Source organism: Pseudomonas sp. PH1b, assembly GCF_000633395.1.
Classification (GTDB): Bacteria; Pseudomonadota; Gammaproteobacteria; order Pseudomonadales; family Pseudomonadaceae; genus Aquipseudomonas.
The window spans coordinates 119,328-136,696 of record NZ_AYMU01000015.1 but is presented as its reverse complement, the minus strand read 5'-3'; the positions used below and the strand labels follow the sequence as shown (position 1 = coordinate 136,696).

The 17,369-nt window shown below is 63.2% G+C and carries 16 protein-coding genes; 7 read left to right on the top strand and 9 right to left on the bottom strand.

Features of this window, described 5'->3' with window-relative positions; all coding sequences use genetic code 11:
- Positions 1-22: 22 nt before the first annotated feature.
- The gene (locus U873_RS0123180; RefSeq protein ID WP_025130509.1) at positions 23-2,098 is read right to left on the bottom strand and encodes an AsmA family protein; all 2,076 of its coding nucleotides are present in this window, start codon (positions 2,096-2,098) and stop codon (positions 23-25) included.
- 385 nt (positions 2,099-2,483) lie between these two features.
- Between U873_RS0123180 and U873_RS0123175 the strand changes: the two genes are divergently transcribed.
- The 7 genes from U873_RS0123175 (at position 2,484) to U873_RS0123145 (ending at position 7,729) form a co-directional block, all read left to right on the top strand.
- Positions 2,484-2,990, top strand: a complete 507-nt coding sequence (locus U873_RS0123175) for a hypothetical protein (protein ID WP_025130508.1) — start codon at positions 2,484-2,486, stop codon at positions 2,988-2,990.
- Positions 2,991-3,159: 169 nt separating this feature from the next.
- Positions 3,160-3,792, top strand: a complete 633-nt coding sequence (locus U873_RS0123170; protein ID WP_025130507.1) for a TetR family transcriptional regulator — start codon at positions 3,160-3,162, stop codon at positions 3,790-3,792.
- 268 nt (positions 3,793-4,060) lie between these two features.
- Complete coding sequence (gene ureE, locus U873_RS0123165; protein WP_025130506.1) at positions 4,061-4,561, top strand: urease accessory protein UreE; 501 nt, start codon at positions 4,061-4,063, stop codon at positions 4,559-4,561.
- Positions 4,558-5,232: an urease accessory protein UreF gene (locus U873_RS0123160; RefSeq protein ID WP_025130505.1), complete on the top strand. Its 675-nt coding sequence runs from the start codon at positions 4,558-4,560 to the stop codon at positions 5,230-5,232. Before ureE ends, U873_RS0123160 begins: the two co-directional genes overlap by 4 nt.
- 9 nt (positions 5,233-5,241) lie before the next feature.
- Entirely contained in the window at positions 5,242-5,856 is a 615-nt protein-coding gene (gene ureG, locus U873_RS0123155) for an urease accessory protein UreG (protein WP_025130504.1), read from the top strand.
- A 35-nt stretch (positions 5,857-5,891) separates the two neighbouring features.
- Positions 5,892-6,464: a HupE/UreJ family protein gene (locus U873_RS0123150; RefSeq protein ID WP_025130503.1), complete on the top strand. Its 573-nt coding sequence runs from the start codon at positions 5,892-5,894 to the stop codon at positions 6,462-6,464.
- A gap of 125 nt (positions 6,465-6,589) precedes the next feature.
- Complete coding sequence (locus U873_RS0123145; RefSeq protein ID WP_025130502.1) at positions 6,590-7,729, top strand: AGE family epimerase/isomerase; 1,140 nt, start codon at positions 6,590-6,592, stop codon at positions 7,727-7,729.
- A gap of 54 nt (positions 7,730-7,783) precedes the next feature.
- Here U873_RS0123145 and U873_RS0123140 read toward each other — a convergent pair whose 3' ends face one another.
- The 8 genes from U873_RS0123140 to U873_RS0123105 all read right to left on the bottom strand — a co-directional run bounded on the left by U873_RS0123140 (position 7,784) and on the right by U873_RS0123105 (position 17,354).
- Entirely contained in the window at positions 7,784-8,689 is a 906-nt protein-coding gene (locus U873_RS0123140) for a cation diffusion facilitator family transporter (RefSeq protein WP_025130501.1), read from the bottom strand.
- 318 nt (positions 8,690-9,007) lie between these two features.
- The gene (locus U873_RS0123135; RefSeq protein ID WP_025130500.1) at positions 9,008-9,775 is read right to left on the bottom strand and encodes an SDR family oxidoreductase; all 768 of its coding nucleotides are present in this window, start codon (positions 9,773-9,775) and stop codon (positions 9,008-9,010) included.
- An 838-nt stretch (positions 9,776-10,613) separates the two neighbouring features.
- A complete protein-coding gene (locus U873_RS0123130; RefSeq protein ID WP_025130499.1) occupies positions 10,614-11,330 on the bottom strand; it encodes an ABC transporter ATP-binding protein in 717 nt (238 codons plus the stop codon).
- Complete coding sequence (locus tag U873_RS0123125; RefSeq protein ID WP_025130498.1) at positions 11,327-12,199, bottom strand: ATP-binding cassette domain-containing protein; 873 nt, start codon at positions 12,197-12,199, stop codon at positions 11,327-11,329. The genes U873_RS0123130 and U873_RS0123125 overlap by 4 nt, the downstream gene beginning before the upstream one ends.
- A complete protein-coding gene (gene livM / locus U873_RS0123120) occupies positions 12,196-13,491 on the bottom strand; it encodes a high-affinity branched-chain amino acid ABC transporter permease LivM (protein WP_025130497.1) in 1,296 nt (431 codons plus the stop codon). Before livM ends, U873_RS0123125 begins: the two co-directional genes overlap by 4 nt.
- Before the next feature lie 2 nt (positions 13,492-13,493).
- On the bottom strand, positions 13,494-14,408 hold the full coding sequence (locus U873_RS0123115) for a branched-chain amino acid ABC transporter permease (RefSeq protein WP_025130496.1): 915 nt from the start codon (positions 14,406-14,408) through the stop codon (positions 13,494-13,496).
- 161 nt (positions 14,409-14,569) lie between these two features.
- Positions 14,570-15,706, bottom strand: a complete 1,137-nt coding sequence (locus tag U873_RS0123110) for a branched-chain amino acid ABC transporter substrate-binding protein (protein ID WP_025130495.1) — start codon at positions 15,704-15,706, stop codon at positions 14,570-14,572.
- Between the two features lie 364 nt (positions 15,707-16,070).
- Positions 16,071-17,354: an FAD-binding oxidoreductase gene (locus U873_RS0123105; RefSeq protein WP_025130494.1), complete on the bottom strand. Its 1,284-nt coding sequence runs from the start codon at positions 17,352-17,354 to the stop codon at positions 16,071-16,073.
- Positions 17,355-17,369 lie beyond the last annotated feature (15 nt).

Genomic DNA, 17,369 nt, shown 5'->3' with positions numbered 1-17,369 from the left:
CGGGCCCTGCCCGCCAGCTGTCTCAACGGGTGGGTTTGACCGTCACCGGCGCCTTGCCCGAACGCATCTGTTCCAGCAGGGGCGCACACTGGTTGGGCTCATCGCCACTGGGCGCCACCAGCGCCAGCAGGCCCGCCGCCGGCCCGGCAATCACGCCCAGCGCCAGCATCCCGGCACCGCGCAATACCAGGGGCACAGCCTTGACCCCGGCACTGGGCTTGATGAACTTGCCTTGCACATAGAGCGGCGAGCGCAGGGAAAACAGGCGCAGGCCCTTGGACTCCGGAGTGATGGTCAAATCCAGTTGCTCGGTGGCCATGTTGGCCGTGCCATCGATGTAGATGATCGCGTTCTCGGTGTCGAAGACGAACAGCCGCGAAGTGGCCAGGCCGGTCTTGATGCCGAAGTCGGCGGCGGCGCAATTGATCTTCACTTCCTTGTCGCCAAACATCTTGCCGACCACATAGTTGCCGACGTTGAGGCCGGCGATTTCCATCAGGCCGCGGCTGATGGCGCCATCATTGATCAACATCTTCAGGTCGCCGTTGGCGCTGCCCAGCAGAGCCGCCACCGAGTTGCCGCGACCGGCGAGATCGGCATCGCCGTTGAGCTCGCCGAAGCTGGTCTTCATTGGCTCGAAGGTGGGGAACAGTTGCTTGAGCTTGAAGTTGCGCGCGGTCAGCCTGGCCCGGCCTTCCAACGGCGTGGTACGGCCGTTGAGACGCACCTGGGCATCGAGCTTGCCGCCGGCCACGCCGAAACGCAGGGGCTCCAGGCTGAGCTGGCCGTCGTTGAGCACCAGGTGAGTGTACAGATCGGTGAACGGCAGCTCGGCGCTGTGGACGATGCGCTTGCCGGTGAACTCGACATCGGCATCCATATCCCGCCAGCGCTCGGTACGGAACTCTTCCACCGGCAGCACCTTGTCCGCCGGCTGCTTGCTTTCACCACCGCGGGCCTTCTGCTTGGCATTGGAGTCGGCACCGATCAGCGGCGCCAGGTCGGCAAACAGCAACTGGTTGGACACCAGCGCGCCGCTGAGCTTGGGCCGCGGCTGGCTGGCGACATAGGTCAGGTTGCCGTGGATGTCGCTGTCGCCGATCTTGCCGTTGAAATCCTGGTAGCTGAAGGTCGCACCTGCCGGGTCGTGCAGCTTGGCCGTCAGGTGGCCGTCGGTGGAGTACGGCGGCGAATCCGGCAGGGTCACCCCGGTCAGCGGGTAGAGATTGCCCAGGCTGGCGCCGGCCAGCTTCAGGCGCAGGTCCAGGGCACCGAGGTTCAGCGGGTCGGTCAGGCTGCCCCGCAGCTCCACCCTGGTGTCGCCAATCTGCGCCTGGGCCTGCAATGGAAAGGGCTTGCGCTCGTCCTGCAGCGCCAGCAAGCCACCCACCTTGCCGGTGCCGGCGAGCTTCTGCCCGTGGTACTGGCCCTTGACCTTGAGGGCAAAGGCATAGGCCTGGGGTTCAGCGCCTTTCTCGGCGATTTTCTTCGCCTCGTTCTCTCCGACGATGTCACTGAAGGGAATCGGTTTGCCGAGCAGTTCCACTTGCAGGTCCAGTTGGGTCTTCAGGCTCTGGTCATCCAGGGTCACATGCCCCTTGTCGAAGCCGATGGCGCCGATGTCCACCGTCCAGTTGGAAGGCTCGGCGCTGGGGTCCTTGGGGTCGAACTTGAAGGTCCAGTTGGCGCGGCCGTCGGCCAGGCGCTGCAAGGCCGCATCAGGCTCGGTGAGATCGATGCGCGGAATGCTCACCCGCTGCGCCAACAGGGCCAGGGGGGAAATACGCAGCTCGACCTGCTTGAGGCTGACCATCTGCGGCGCCTTGGACCAGTCCGGGTTGCCCAGCGTCAGGTCCTGGGCCACCACGTGCGGCCAGGGCACCCAGGCGCGCCAGCCGCCCTCGTCGGGCTCGCGCTGCCAGACCACCGACAAGTCACCATTGATCGCGAACGGCCGGTGCAACTCCTCGGAGACCTTGGCATTGAGGGTTGGTTTGATCCGGTTCCAATCGAAGAACGCAATCACCAACACCAACACTGCCACGAGCAGGATCAGGCTGGTGACCGTCCAGGCGAGAATTTTACGAGTGCGCGTCATTGCACGAGGCTCCTGAACACAACTGGGCGCCAAACTACGACGCATCGATGAAACGCCGATGGAAAAACCACCGGCCATGAAAACTACGACTGACAAAGCCCGCGCAGGTTTAATCCGGGTGCCCGATCCGGCGCAAAAACCCGTATTCCTGATCATTCAGGCAGCTTTGTGTTACCTCGAACCGCCCCGGCGTGACGCACAAGTGGGTCGAAAATACCCAGCCTGGTGCAAAAGCCATCGGCGGAAATGCCCGGGCTAGAGCCTTCGGGGCAAACAATCAATTCTGTTGATTATTACCATTGTGTTTATGAACTTTTATATCGATTTAGCGGCGGTAACATTAGCTCCGTACCCAGTTTATCGCCCTCCCAAGGAGCAACCCATCATGAAACGCCACATCCTACTGAGCCTCACCTTATCGATCCTGGCTGCCAACGCCTTCGCCTTGCCTGCAGCCGAGCAAGCCACTCCACAGGTCAAGGCCAGCCACAGCGTGTTCACCCAGACCCTGGCCGAAGGTGGTTCGGATCGCCTGATCGAACGCAACAAAGTCGCTGCCGACGGTTATGACCGCACTCCACAGGGCCAGAGCGTTGCCGAAGACGGCTATGATCGCACCCCACAAGGCCAGAACGTTGCCGAAGATGGCTACGACCGCACTCCACAAGGTCAAAACGTAGCTGAAGGCGGCCGTGATCGCCTGGAAGAGAAAGGCCTGGTTGAAGACGGCTACAGCCGTACCCCACAAGGCCAGACTGTTGCCGAAGGCGGCCGCGATCGCCTCGAAGAGAAAGGCCTGGTTGAAGACGGCTACAGCCGCACTCCACAAGGTCAGACTGTTGCCGAAGGCGGTGCCGATCGCCTGGCCGAACGTCATCAAGCTGCGAGCTAAGGCCATGACGGCCCTGGAAAAAAGCCCGATCACCGAATCGGGCTTTGACTTTCATGGGTGCTGTATTTCCCCCGCCTTCCCCCCTGCACTGTCCTGACGCCAGTTCGACTCCGGCAAAGCTGATTTGCTAGAGTGCGCCGCTCCCATTGAGCCAAGAATTCACCCGCCGATGCTGCCCCGCGCCGAACAGAAGCAACAGACCCGCAACGCCCTGATGGATGCCGCCCGGCACCTGATGGAGTGTGGCCGTGGTTTCGGCAGCCTGAGCCTGCGGGAAGTATCAAAAGCCGCCGGCATCGTGCCCACCGGTTTTTATCGGCACTTCAGCGACATGGACCAACTGGGCCTGGAGCTGGTCAGCGAAGTTGGCCAGACCTTTCGCGAAACCCTGCGCCTGGTGCGCCACAATGAATTCGTCATGGGCGGCATCATCGATGCCTCGGTGCGCATCTTCCTCGATGTGGTGGAGGCCAAGCGCGGGCAATTCCTGTTCCTCGCTCGTGAGCAATACGGCGGTTCGCTGCCGGTGCGCCAAGCGATCGCCCACTTGCGCGAGAACATCAGTGCGGACCTGGCCACCGACCTGACCCTGATGCCCAAGCTGCAGCACCTGAATGCCGCCGACCTGAGCGTGATGGCCGACCTGATCGTCAAAAGCGTGTTCGCCACCCTGCCGGACATCATCGATCCCCCCGCCCAGGCCCTGCCCGATCACCTGACGCCCCAGGCCAAGATCACCCAGCAACTGCGCTTCATCTTCATCGGCCTGAAACATTGGCAAGGCCTCGGCAGCACCGAGTAGGCCCCCCCCTCCCAATCCCCACGCCCTGCTCTGGGTTGCACCTTTGCGCCAACCCTCGGCACAGCACCTTGTTGCAGCAAAAAGCATTTCGCCTGCACCAAGTCAGTGCTATAAATCTGTTCAGCGCCCAATTTGTAACAAGATAAAACAGAGTTCTGCCCCATTTTCAGGCGCAGATACGGGTGCCTAAAGGGATTTTCTTTTCCACCGAGTGATTGGCAAGGCCCTTGCTCTGGCTTGTGTATCGCTCATAGCTGGAAGCTTACCGATGCTGGTGATTCACCGCAGGACCGATCCCCAAGCCACCTGGTCTGCCGAACTGCACCTCACCTATGAGGCCCGCAGCAAAAGCCGTCTGCGCTGTTTCAGTGCCGACGGCGAAGACGTCGGCCTGTTTCTGGAGCGTGGCCAGCCGCCACTGCACGATGGCGAATTTCTCCAGGCCGAAGACGGGCGCATCGTCAAGGTCTGCGCCCGCCCCGAAACCCTGCTCCATGTCAGTTGCCGCAACGCCTTCGAACTGACTCGCGCCGCCTATCACCTGGGCAACCGCCACGTGGCCCTGCAAGTGGGCGACGGCTGGCTGCGGCTGCTGGACGACTACGTGCTCAAGGCCATGCTCGAGCAACTGGGTGCCACCACCGAAACCCTCGAAGCCCCTTTCCAGCCCGAGCACGGCGCCTATGGCGGTGGTCACCACCATTCACGCCACGGCGATGAGGATTTCAACTACCCGCCACGCCTGCACCAGTTCGGCGTCCGCCCATGAACCCCGCCTGGGCCCTGTTGCGCCTGGCCAGCCCGCAGCTGCCGATTGGCGGCTACAGCTATTCCCAAGGCCTGGAGATGGCCGTGGAGCAACAGCGGGTGAATGACCCCGAGAGCGCCCGACACTGGCTCAGAGACCAGTTGCTGCTCAACCTGGCGCGCTTTGAAGCGCCCTTGTTGCTGGCCCACTGCCAGGCCGCCGCCGATCAGGACTGGGCCGCGCTGCAACGACTCTGTGATGAGCATCGGGCCAGCCGCGAGACCCGCGAGCTGTACCAGGAAAGCCGGCAAATGGGCTATTCCCTCAAGCAATTGCTCGAAGGCCTGCCGGAACTGGATGCCCCTGCCCGAGAACTGTTGGCACGCCAGGACGAAGCGCACCTGGCACTGGGCTGGGCCCTGGCGGCGCGCGCCTGGGGCATGCGCCCCGAAGACGCGCTGGCCGCCTGGCTCTGGAGCTGGCTGGAAAACCAGCTGGCGGTACTGATGAAAACCCTGCCCCTGGGCCAGCAAGCGGCCCAGCGCCTGACCAGCGAGCTGCTTCCCCTGCTGCAGCAGGCCCAAGGGCACGCCGCCAACCTTGACCCCCACCACTACGGCAGCGCCGCTTTCGGCCTGTCCCTGGCGAGCATGGCCCACGAGCGCCAGTACAGCCGCCTGTTCCGTTCCTAGGAGAAACTCATGAACGCACAACCTTTGCGCGTCGGCATCGGTGGCCCGGTGGGCTCCGGCAAGACCGCCCTGACCCTGGCCCTGTGCCTGGCCCTGCGCGAGCGCTACAACCTGGCGGTGGTTACCAACGATATCTATACCCGCGAAGACGCCGATTTCCTGGTGCGCAACCAGGCCCTGGCACCGGAACGGATCATCGGGGTGGAAACCGGCGGCTGCCCGCACACCGCAATCCGCGAAGACGCCTCGATCAACCTGGAAGCGGTGGACCAGTTGAACCGACGCTTCCCGGGGCTCGACCTGATCCTGGTGGAGTCCGGTGGCGACAACCTCTCGGCCACCTTCAGCCCTGAACTCTCGGACCTGACCATCTACGTGATCGATGTCTCTGCCGGCGACAAGCTGCCGCGCAAGGGCGGTCCGGGCATCTGCAAATCCGACCTGCTGGTGATCAACAAGATCGACCTCGCGCCACTGGTGGGCGCCTCCCTGGAAATGATGGACAGCGACACCCAGCGCATGCGCGGCGGCAAGCCGTTTGTCTTCAGCAACCAGAAGACCGGCCAGGGTCTGGAAGCAATCATCGCCTTCATCGAACGCCAGGGCCTGCTGACCGCGGCCTGAGAGCAACGCTTAAAACTCAACAAGGAAGCCCACCCATGACATTGAACCGAATCCTCGGGGCCCTGGCCCTGCTGCTGACCCCAGCCCTGGCCTTCGCCCACCCGGGCCATGGTGACAATGGCCTGATGGCCGGCATCAGCCACCCCATCGGCGGTCTCGACCACCTGCTGGCCATGGTTGCCGTCGGCCTGTGGGCCGCGCAGCAGCAAGGCGCGGCGCGCTGGGCGCTGCCCTGCACCTTTGTCGGCACCATGCTGATCGGCGGCCTGCTGGGGTTCGAGGGGTTGAACCTGCCGGCCCTGGAAAGCGGCATTGCCGCCTCTGTCCTGGCCCTGGGCCTGGCCGTGGCCCTGGCGGTACGCCCGCCGTTGAGCCTGGCGGTGGCCGCCACCGCGCTGTTTGCCCTGTTCCATGGCGTGGCCCACGGCCTTGAGCTGCCGGACATGTCCAGCCCCTGGGCCTACGCCGCAGGCTTTGTCGCCGCCACCGCCGCCCTGCACGCCGCCGGTTACGGTGTGGTGCGGGTCCTGCCCCGGGCTGCCGCACCACTGGTGCGCGTAGCCGGCGCCGCCTCCGCCGCCGCCGGTGTGTGGCTGCTGGCAGGCTGAGCCATTCGGGCCGGCCGGTGCAGCGCAACAAGTCGGCGCTGGCCGGCCGGTGCCGGGGAAGCAATCCCCGGGACCTTCTCTGTTAACATGTCGCGCATTCAAACCTGCCGTGACGACGCCAGCCAATGCCCGATGTAGCCCACCTCACCTTCTCGCCTGAATCGAAGGCTCTGTTTCGAGCCGTGCACCAGCATTTTCAAGAGGTGATCGTGCCCTTGTGGCTGGGTCCAGGCTGGAATCCGCAGTTGGCATTGCCTTACGAAGCCCTGGACGGCGAGCACCAACCGCTGCCGCCACAGCGTTATCGGGCCATGGCTTGCGCGCGCCAGTTGTATGTCTTTTCTCAACTGATCGGCGACCCGGCAGCCCCCTTCGCTGCCGAACGCGCCGCCGCCCTGTTCCGCTCCCTGCAACGGCACTTCCACGATGCCGAGCACGGTGGCTGGTTCTACAGCATCGACGCGCAAGCTGCTCCGCTGGACCGGCGCAAGGACCTCTACACCCACGCGTTCATCATCTTTGCCTGCGCCCACTACTGGGACAAGGTCCGCGAACCGCTGGTGGAGTCGGTGCTCAATGCCGCCCTGGAAGTCGTGTCCCAGCGCTTTGCCAGTGCAGACCGGCTGTATGAGGCGAGCCTCGAACAGGACTGGTCGCCCCTGGGCTCCGGCCCTCTGCAGAACCCGCTGATGCACCTGGCCGAGGCGTTCCTTGCAACCCTGGCAGTACGCGAGGATGCGCAAGTACAAGCCGACCTGCTGGGGCTGTGCGAAGCAATGCAAGACAACTTCATCGAACCGGACCAGGGCCTGATGCTGGAGAAACCCCTTGGGGCTGTGGATAACTGGTTCGAACCAGGGCACCAGTTCGAATGGTTCTTCCTGCTGCAATCTTCAGCCTTGCTGCGGGGCAGCCCGCTGCATGCATCGCTGGAGCGAGCCTTCGCCTACACCGAACAGCAAGGCGTGGCCCCCCACAGCGGTGCAGTGGTCGCGATGCTCACCCTGCCCCCGACGCAGCCGCCCCTGGATGCCACCCAGCGCATCTGGGCCCAGGCCGAATACCTGCGCGCCCTGACCCTGCGCCCCCACAGCCAGGAAGCCCTGCAACGCCAGTTGCTGGCGCTGAAGACCCACTTCCTGCATGACCGGGGCTGGAACGAGTGCCTGGATGCCAGCGGCGCAGTCAGCCGGCGGGACATGCCATCAACCACGCCCTACCATCTGCTCACCTGTTACCACGGGCTGGCGCAGTACTTCGCCTGAGCCAGGCCCCGGCCGCTCGGTTGAGCAACCGAGCGGCCACCAGGCCTTCAGGCTTCAGGCAATCCACTTGCGGTCGCCAGTGAAGCTGATGGTCAGCCAGCGGGCCGCATCGGCCTCACCGAGCCGGCTGGAGATCTCCTCGCGCAACCGGTCCAGAGTGGCCACATCCTGCAACGGATAGTCCGCCGGCAGCACGATATGGATCTCGATGAAACGCGCCCGACCGTGCTTCTGCACATAGGAAATGTAATCGTCAAAGCCATGCGCCTGCCTGGCCTCTTCCATGACCGTGCGCACCTTGTCATCAAGCTGGTCAGGGGCCATGCCCAATACATCGCGCAGTGCCGGGCGGAGAATCTTCAACGCCGGCGGCAGCATGCTCAGGGCCAGCAGGATCAGGATCGCCGGGTCGACATAGGCCGCCCACTCGCCATGACCGTACTGCTTGAGCAGCAGGGCGGTGACAAAGCTCACCAGCAGCCCCACCGAAAGCATCGCGTCCACCAGCCAGCTGATGTTGTCGAACTGGATCAGTGACGACTTGAGGGTGCGGTTGCGATGGCGCACGTAGAAGAAGTAGGCGAACTCCACCACCGTGAACACTGCGGCGTAGAGGATCACCAGGCCCAACTCGATCTCCCGGCCCCCGTTGATGATGCCGAACACCCCGTTGAGAAACGCATAGATGGCGATCAGCAGCAGGAAGCTGCCTTCGATCAGCAGCACCATGGGTTCCAGGTGCCAGAAACCAAACTGGAAGCGCTGGTTGCTTTCCTTGGCGATCAACTTGGCCGTGATCAGCATCAGGACCTTGATGAAGGTGGCGATCAGCGAAAAGAATCCATCAAACAGGATGGACTGGGATCCGGAAACGAACCCCGTGACGATACCGGCGATCGCCACGGCGAACATCAGTACGGTGGATTGCTTGAGCAGTGCCTGCTCACCTCGGTTACTCACGATTCCTCCTAGCGAACTTCGAAGACAGCGCCCCGTGTGAGGCGACAGCGAAATTTCGGGCCGGAATTCTACCCTGCCAAGGCTGAGCGTAAGCTGAAACGAATCAGCTTATTTATTTCCGAGTACAACCAACTGTAGCGCCTGCCGCCAAGCCTGCTTCCCGATTGCCTTGCAATCCGCAGTGGATGGCAAGCCGTCGCCACCGGGCCGGAGCTTCGTGGCGCCGGTCCGGCGAGAGCGCCTTTTGGCCCCGGGCAACACTCGGCGCCAGCGCCCGGCCGCGCGGATCCCGCCGGGGCTGCAGGCGCCGCGCAAGCTTCAGGGCTTGGCGTTGCGCTCGATGGCGAACCCGGCCCAGGTCTGGCTGACCGGCATCAGTTCAAGGCGGTTGATGTTGATATGGGCCGGGGTGTTCATGACCCAGAAGATGGTCTCGGCGATGTCCTGGGGCTGGATAGGTTCGGCACCGGCGTAGGTGGCGTCGTAGCGCGCCTGGTCGCCGGCGAAGCGCACCAGGGAGAATTCGCTTTCACACAGGCCAGGTTCGATGTTGGTCACCCGCACGCCCGTGCCCTGCAGGTCGCAGCGCAGGTTCAGGGAGAACTGTTTGACGAAGGCTTTGCTCGCGCCATAGATGTGGCTGCCCGGGTATGGGTAGTTGCCGGCGATGGAACCGAGGTTGACGATCCCGGCACCGCGGCCGTGGGCGATCAGCCGTGGCAGCAGCAGGCGGGTGCTGTACATCAGGCCCTTGATGTTGGTGTCGACCATGGTGTCCCAGTCATCCAGGTCGCACTTGGGCGCCGGGTCGACGCCCAGGGCCAGGCCGGCATTGTTGATCAGGCCACGCAGTGTGCCGAAGGACGGTGGCAGGTTGGCGATTGCCGCCTCCATGGCCTTGCGGTCCCGCACATCGAGCACCAGGCCGTGCACTTCGGTCTGCTTGGACAGCTCCGCGCACAGGGCATTGAGACGCTCCTCACGACGACCGGTAAGCACCAGCGACCAGCCGGCCTCGGCAAAACGACGAGCGCAGGCTTCGCCGAAACCAGAGGTCGCGCCCGTGATGAACAGTGTGGAAGTCATGGTGTTCTCCTTGCTGGATGGCCAGCCGCCGAATCAATAAAAAACGCTTCGCAGCATGCCCGGGCCGGCTCTTAGCGGCAACCGCGCCTTTGGCCGTAAAGCGTCGCGAATCCCCCTCGCACCCGCTGCCGGGCTGTACAAAAAATGCTCACCAGGCGCCAAGCCACGCATGACGTGGCCCGCAGCCATATGCGCGCACCTTATCCACAGGCCGGTCCACAGTCTTTGGGGGCAAGTGCAAACGGCTGCAAGCCGCTATCCACAGGGCTTGCGCTGGTTCAACGGAAGTTTTTTGCTTGACCCCGACCGTGGGTCCATGCAGCCACCCCGGTAAAAGATGACCGAGCGGTCAAGGACGATAAGGCCAGAGGCCAGTAACTACGCTGCTCAGGGCCGTCTTTCCAGAGTTTAACCACAGAGTTATCCACAGCCTTGTCCCAGCCCTTTTTCGGGTACGCCTGCGACAATAAAAAGGTTGACAAGCGCACCTTGAGCCTCCACAAAAACCACTGCTCAAAAAACAATCAATCGCCTGCAGGCCACGTGGATCAAGGCGTCCAGCCAGCTACTCCCACGTTACCCACAGCCCGCTCCACAGCAAACGGGGACAAGTCAAAACAGTGGAAAAACAACTGTTTGCAGCGTCTTTATGCCGCGTTTTGATAGCTTGCAAAGAATGTTTTCCACAATTGTCCGACGCCCTCCAGGGCTCCTCGACCGCCCCCGGGGAATAAACGGTGGATCGCGGGGGGCGGCTTGCGAAAAAACCATGCTGTGGATAACACCAACGCCCCGGCGGTCATCCCGCCGGGGCGTGGCTTATCCACAACGATTGCGATCAGTGGCCGCCCAGGTAGGCGTTGCGCACCTCCTCGTTGACCAGCAGCTCCTGCCCGGTACCGCTGAGGCGGATCTCGCCGTTGACCATCACATAGGCCCGGTCCGACAGCTTCAGTGCATGGTTGGCGTTCTGCTCCACCAGGAAGATGGTCATGCCGGAGGCCGCCAGCTCACGCAGGGTGGCGAAGATCTGTTTCACCACGATCGGCGCCAGGCCCAGGCTCGGTTCGTCCAGCAGCAGCAACTTGGGCCGGCTCATCAGCGCCCGGGCAATGGCCAGCATCTGCTGCTCGCCGCCGGACATGGTCATGGCCCGCTGGGTACGCCGCTCCTTGAGCCTGGGGAACAGCTCGAACATGCGCTGCATGTCCTCGCTGGCGTACTGGTCGCCAATGGGGATGGTGCCCATCAGCAGGTTCTCTTCCACCGTCATGTCGGGGAACACCCGGCGCCCCTCCGGGGACTGGGCGATCCCGTTGGAGGCAATGTAGTGGGACGACTTGTGGGTGATGTCCACGCCGCGGTAGAGGATCTGCCCGGACTCGGCCCGGGGCTGGCCGAAGATCGACATCAGCAGGGTCGACTTGCCGGCACCGTTGGAGCCGATCAGGCTCACGGTTTCCCCTTCGTTGATGTGCAGCGAGACTTTCTTCAGGGCCTGGATCGGTCCGTAGTACACATCCAGGTCCTTGAGTTCGAGGATGGTCTGCGTCATACCAGTTCCTCTTCGTCCGCACCCAGGTAGGCGGCGATCACTTTCGGGTCGTTGCGGATTGCCTCGGGGCCGCCTTCGGCGATCACGTTGCCGTGGTCGAGCACCACGATATGGTCGGAAATACTCATCACCATGCCCATGTCATGTTCAATCAGCACCACGGTCAGATCGTGCTCGTCGCGCAGCAGCCGGATCATCGCGCTCAGCGCTTCGGTTTCCTGGGGGTTGAGGCCGGCAGCCGGTTCGTCGAGGCAGATGATCTGCGGCCGCGTGCACATGGCCCGGGCAATTTCCAGGCGCCGTTGCTGGCCATAGGAAAGCTCGCCCGCCAGGCGGTTGGCGCAGTCCACCAGGTCCACCACTTCCAGCCAGTAGAAGGCGTGATCCAGGGCATCGCTTTCGGCCTTGCGGTAACCCTTGGTATTGAGGATGCCGGCCAGCAGGTTGCGGTTGACCCACATGTGCTGGGCCACCAGCAGGTTCTCCACCACGGACATTTCCTTGAACAGGCGAATGTTCTGGAAAGTCCGCGCCAGCCCGGCACGGTTCACCAGGTGGGTACCGCCGAACATCTTGTAGTACAGGCGGCTGGCGAAGCTTTTCGGCGAGACGAAGTCGCTGGCGCGAAAGGGTTCGCCCAGCAGCTTGATGACGTTGGTCTGCTGGCCGCGGGTATTGAGCTCGATGCGCCCGCCGGAGGCCTTGTAGAAACCGGTCAGGCAGTTGAACACCGTGGTCTTGCCGGCCCCGTTGGGGCCGATCAGGGCGAAGATCGAGTTGCGCTTGACCTTGAGGCTGACGTCACTGAGGGCCTTGATGCCACCGAAGTGCATCATCAGGTTTTCAACCGAGAGAATGTATTCGCTCATGACGCGCTCCTCTCGGCCAGGGCACCTTTGCGTGGAGTGACACCGGTGCGGCTGATGCGGATCAGCCCTCGCGGTCGCCAGATCATCATCAACACCATCAGCACGCCGAACAGCAGCACCCGGTACTCGGAGAAGCTGCGCAGCAGCTCCGGCGCCACCGTCAGCACGAAGGCCGCGATCACCACCCCGACCGTCGAGCCCATACCGCCCAATACCACGATGGCGAGGATCAGCGCCGACTCGAAGAAGGTGAAGGACGACGGGTTGACGAAGCCCTGGTAGCTGGCGAAGAACACCCCGGCCAGCCCGGCGGTGGAGGCGCCGATGGTGAAGGCCGAGAGTTTCACCAGCACATGGTTCAGGCCCATGGCGCGACAGGCGATCTCGTCTTCACGCAAAGCTTCCCAGGCCCGGCCCACCGGCATGCGGGTCAGCCGGTGCTTGATGTAGAGCACCAGCAACACCACCAGGAACAGCACGATGTAGATGAACAGGAATTTCAGGTTGGGGTTGTAGTCCATGCCGAAGAACTCATGGAAGGGCACCCCGCCGTCCTTGGCCTTGCGGCCGAACTCCAGGCCGAAGAAGGTCGGCGACGGCACCGGCATGCCGTTGGGCCCGCCGGTGAAGGACAGCCAGTTGTTGAGCACCAGGCGGATGATCTCGCCGAAACCCAGGGTCACGATGGCCAGGTAGTCGCCATGCATGCGCAGCACCGGGAAGCCCAATATGCACCCCGCCAAGGCTGCGGCGATCGCCGCCAGGGGCAGCACGCTCCAGAAGCCCAGCCCCAGGTACTGGTAGCCCAGGGCCAGGCCATAGGCGCCGATGGCGTAGAACGCCACGTAGCCCAGGTCCAGCAGCCCGGCCAGGCCCACCACAATGTTCAGCCCCAGGCCCAGCAGCACGTAGATCAGGCCGAGGATCACCACGGTCAGCAAGTACTTGTTGGCGAAGAACGGAAACACGATGGCGATCACGATCAGCGCCGGGATGATCCAGCGCAGCCGCGACTTGTAATCCGGCTTGAGCACATGCACGCCGGAGCCGGTGCTTTCGAAGCCCTGGAGAATCTTCAGGCCCTTGGGGGTCTGCAGGAACAGGCTCAGGGCAAAGCGCCCCAGCATCACGATCGCCACCAGCCAGCCGACGCGCGCCGGTTGCAGGTTGAAGCTGTAGCCGTCGAGCACCACACCCACGATAGGCCCGAACACGATCAGCGAGATCAGTCCGGCCAGGACGCTGTCGACAACGCTCTTTTTGATATCAATCGATTTATTGGCAGCAGACATACTTATACCTTCGCCACGAGTGGGCGACCCAGCAGGCCTTGGGGACGGAAAATCAGAATCAGCACCAGCAGTGAGAAACTGAACACGTCTTTGTAGTCGGAGTTGATCAAGCCGGAAAACAGCGATTCGGAGATGCCGAGGATGATCCCCCCGAGCATCGCCCCGGGCAGCGAGCCAATGCCGCCGAGCACCGCGGCAGTGAACGCCTTGATGCCGATGACGAAGCCGGCATAGAAGTCGAAGGTGCCGTAGTTCATGGTGATCAGCACGCCGGCCAGGGCCGCCATGGCGGCACCGATGACGAACACGTAGGAGATCACCCGGTCGGTGTTGATCCCGAGGATCGAGGCCATCTTGCGGTCTTGCTGGGTGGCCCGGCACATGCGCCCGAGCTTGGTGTACTTGATGATGTAGGTGAGCAGCGCCATGCCAGCGAACGCCGCCACCAGGATGAAGATCTTGGTGTAGGTGAGCTGCACGAAGCCGGTGCCGATATCGACCTTCAAGGCCCCGGCCAGCAAGGTAGGCACCCCTTGCTGCTTGGCGCCCTGGCTGATCTGCGCGTAGTTCTGCAGGATCAGCGAAATACCGATGGCACTGATCAGCGGTGCCAGCCGGGTGGAGTTGCGCAGGGGCTTGTAGGCCACGCGCTCGATGACCCAGCCATAGATCCCCGTCACCACCACGGTGAAGATCAGGGTGCCGAGAATGAGTAGCGGGAAGGATTCGATGCCGAAGTAGGCCAGCAGAGCCAGACTGATTGCCGCGAGGTAGGCGGAAATCATGTAAACCTCGCCGTGGGCGAAGTTGATCATGCCGATGATGCCATAGACCATTGTGTAGCCGATGGCGATCAGACCATAGACGGACCCGAGGGTCAGTCCATTGATCAGTTGCTGCAGGAAAATACCATCCATAACGCAATCTCACGGACTTGAGAGACGGCACAGGGCGTCAACGCCGGACAGGGATCACCCGTCCGCGCAACACGTCCGTTGTGCAGCTCTACGAAAAAAGGCAAGTACTGCACGAGCACGGGCCGACACCAGGGGGTGGTGCCGACCCGGACGGACTCATGTCACTTCTGTTTTTCCAGCTGGTGGTACTTGCCGTCCTTGTCCCACTGGTAGACCACGTAGTCGGAGATCTTCAGGTCGCCCTTGGCGTCCCAGGACTTCTCGCCCATCACGGTTTTCACCGGGTTGGCCTTGAGCCACTTGGCGGCGTCTTCGCCCTTGTTGGATTTGGCACCGCCGAAGCCGGCGGCCAGGGCCTGGATCGAAGCGTAGGCGTACAGGGTGTAGCCTTCAGGCTCGGTGCCGGCCTTGCGGAACGCATCCACCACCGCCTTGCTGTCCGGCAGCAGGCGCGGGTCGGCGCCGAAGGTCATGTACACGCCGTCGACGTACTGCGGGCCACCGGCGGTGGTCACCAGCTCGTCGGTGACGATGCCGTCGTCGGACATGAACTTGACGTCCTTCAGGCCCTGCTCACGCAGTTGGCGCACCAGCGGGCCGGCTTCCGGATGCAAGCCGCCGAAATACACCACATCGGCGCCGGCGGCGCGGATCTTGGTCACCACGGCGCTGAAGTCCTTCTCGCCACGGGTCAGGCCTTCATACAGCACCGGGGTCACACCGCGCTTGGTCAGCTGCGCCTTGGTCGCATCCGCCAGGCCTTGGCCGTAGGTGTCCTTGTCGTGCAGCACCGCGACTTTCTTGCCCTTGAGCACGTCGACGATGTAGTCGCCGGCGACGATGCCCTGCTGGTCGTCACGCCCGCACATGCGGAACATCGCGGAGAGGCCGCGCTCGGTGACCTGGGGGTTGGTGGAGCCCGGAGTGATGGCAATCACCCCGGCATCGCTGTACACCTCGGAAGCCGGAATGGTCGAAGAAGAACAGAAATGCCCGACCACCCCGGCCACCTTGTCCTGGTCCACCAGGCGGTTGGCCACGGCCACGGCCTGTTTCGGCTCGCAGGCGTCGTCGCCTTTCACCAGGACAATCTTCTCGCCGTTGACCCCACCCTTGGCATTGATCTCGTCAGCCGCTGCCTGTGCACCCTTCATGTACTGCTCGCCAAATGCCGCGTTGGCGCCTGTCATGGGACCCGCTACGCCGATCTTCAGGTCGGCTTGAGCAAACGCAGAAACACCCAGCGCAGTTGCCACTGCGAGGGCCAGAAAGCCTTTCTTGTAAAACGTCTGGGACATGAGGTGGTGCTCCAAGGTTTTTTTAGTTGGCACTGCGACTTCACTAAGGTTGCTCAGAGCAAGCGCCGTGCCAGTGGTTTTTTATTCTGAAAAAAGTCGCTGTCTTATTGTTATTTCGACTGTTTCGAGCCCTTTTTTATTGGGCGTGCAACCGTCTAAACCGCGGAAGGTAAAACCCTGCTTTTTAATGGGCGCAACCCATGCGTGCCATCATTGCAACCGCGACACAATTCAACGTGCAACCCTGCTGTAACAGCCCGCGTCACCGAACTGCACACTGCTGGTGCGGGACTGCTACGAGCCGCACCATTACAGGCTAGTCGCTGCATCGAAAAGCGTCGTCGGCAGCCTATTATTTCCTTGTTCAGATCACGATTCGCAGGCACTGGCCCGCGTGGTAGAGGGAGAAGCCGGCTTCGTACAGGCAACTGCGCAAGCCCACGCCGGCCAGGGGCTGCATGGCTGCGAAGGGGATCGGCAGGGCCTGGGGGTCGCCGTTGCACAGGTAGTCGGCGAAGGCCTTGCCGACCACGGTTCCGGTGGTCACCCCACGGCCGTTGTAACCGGTCACGGCCACCAGGCCCGGGGCCGGCTCGAACAGGCGCATCAGGTGGTCCGGGGTGAAGGCGATGCAGCCGGTCCAGGTGCATTCCCACTGCACCGGCTTGAGGTAGGGGAAGTAATGCTGCTGCACCCGATCGGCCCAGGCCTTGAGGAACCACATGGGCTTCTGGCGACCGTTGCCCAGGCTGCCCAGCAGCAGGCGGCCCTCGGCATCCCGGCGAATGCTGCTGAGCACCTGGCGGGTATCCCAGGAGCCCTGCCCCCCGGGCAGGATCTGCTGCGCCGCCTCTTCGGTCAGGGGCGCAGAAGCCACCTGGTAGTAGTAGCCGGGGAAAAAGTTGCGGCGCAATTCGGTCCAGTCGCCTTCGGTGTAGGCGTTGGAGGCGATCACCACTTGTTCGGCCAGTACCGAGCCCTGCTCGGTCTGCACCGACCAGCGCTGGCCCTGGCGTTCCAGACGGGTGACCGGGGAATGGTCGAACAGACGCCCGCCCATTTCCGTGGCGGCCCTGGCCAGGCCGCTGACGTAAGCCATGGGGTTGAGGGTCCCCGCCCGCCGGTCGAGCAGGGCCGCGGCAATCTTGCGGGTGCCGGTTGCCGCCTCGCATGCCGCGCCGGTCAGCAACTCCACGGGAGCCCCGCGACGTTTCCATTGCTCTTCACGGCTGCGCAGATCGGCCTCGCCCCGGGCATTGTGGGCCATGTGCAAGGTGCCTTCGCGGCGCAGCTGGCAATCGATGCGGTACTTGTCCACCAGGCTGAACACCAAAGCCGGCGCCGCGCCGAGCATGCGGTTGAGCTGGCTGCCCACCTGCTCGCCGAAACCGGCCTCGATCTCGTCCGGGGGGATCCACATGCCGGCGTTCACCAGCCCGACGTTGCGCCCCGAGCCGCCGTGCCCCGCGCGGTGGGCTTCGACCACACAGACCCGCTTGCCCTGCTCCAGCAAATGCACGGCGGCCGACAGCCCGGTGAAGCCGGCGCCGATGATGCACACATCCGCCGTCAGTTCGCCCTGGAGTGGCGCCTTGTCAGGCCGTTGCGGGGTGAGTGTTTCCCATAGACATTGTTCTTGTAGCGCCATTGCCAGACTCCGAAA